This is a genomic window from Paenibacillus sp. 01T422 (assembly GCF_056398785.1).
The window spans coordinates 1-1036 of the sequence record NZ_JBFTQB010001374.1 but is presented as its reverse complement, the minus strand read 5'-3'; the positions used below and the strand labels follow the sequence as shown (position 1 = coordinate 1036).

Sequence of the window (1036 nt, the reverse complement as noted above, 5' to 3'; positions counted from 1 at the left end):
TTCTTCTTCACCAGCTGCTTCTTCGGCTACGTCATCTTCAACTTCAGCTTCGGTTTCGGATTCCTCAGAGAAGAGCACCACTAGATCCTGYCGTTCCTCTTGAAACTCGTTTTGTGTTGTCATTGTTACAGCCTCCTGGTGAGATATTCAAGGCCATTTGCCTTGTTGTACATCTATATGTGGAAAAAAGTCTGAATATACGAGGGGAGCAAAATGAAAATGATTGAAAATACAGGGAAAACACTGTAATGAAATTGTAATTTAAAATTGATATGGCGTTAATTAACCGTGGTTATAATAAAACTCGACCCCCTTTAATTTATATATTGTCTAGAGGCCTGCCGCCACTCGTGCTGCAGGCTTTTTGCTTTGTAAGATTCGCCCATGCATCGTCATCGAAATAGAAAAAAAGGCTACCCTCCATCAAGTCATTTCTGACTTAAGGAGATAGCCTTTTTCTTCATTTTTTAAAACAAAGCATCTAGCGAATAGTCACCTGCACCGATAAGTGCGACGCCCAATGCTGCCGCAATCAGAAGCAGATTGTACTCGAACCCATTCGAAGTCGACCAATAGCTTTTATAGTGAACCTTAACAATAGCAACAAGCATAGTAATGATAATAAGTGCAGCAGCAACTGGTGTCCAGAGTCCTGCAGCAAAGAGCAAGCCGCCTACAATTTCCGACAAGCCGGCTACAACGGCCATCAAAACACCGGGCTTAATACCAATGGAATCGAAAAAGCCTCCTGTGCCTTTTGGTCCATAACCACCAAACCATCCAAATACTTTCTGTGTGCCATGCGCGGCTATTGTTAAACCTATCACCAAACGAATAATAAGAAGACCTAAAGCCATGACTAACAACTCCTCTTTAAATAAATTTTCATTAATTACTTACTTTATGTTAGTATATTATTACGCAGCACTTACTTTTGTCAAGCGACTATGCTAAAATTGTTTATAAGGAGATGATTTATATGGAAGACTATCAACTGTGCCCGAAATTCGAAAATGCATTTGAACTTCTGGGGAAG

The 1036-nt window shown here is 40.4% G+C and carries 1 protein-coding gene; it reads right to left on the bottom strand.

All coding sequences use genetic code 11. From position 1 onward, the window contains the following. Window positions 1-467 precede the first annotated feature (467 nt). Window positions 468-857 (bottom strand): DoxX family protein, encoded by a 390-nt coding sequence (locus AC1DUA_RS38850; RefSeq protein WP_477504762.1) that lies wholly within the window; start codon window positions 855-857, stop codon window positions 468-470. Window positions 858-1036: the final 179 nt, after the last annotated feature.

Excerpts from the sequence above, each read along its gene's own strand:
- AC1DUA_RS38850 (WP_477504762.1), bottom strand. The coding sequence starts at position 857 with ATGGCTTTAGGTCTTCTTATTATTCGTTTGGTGATAGGTTTAACAATA.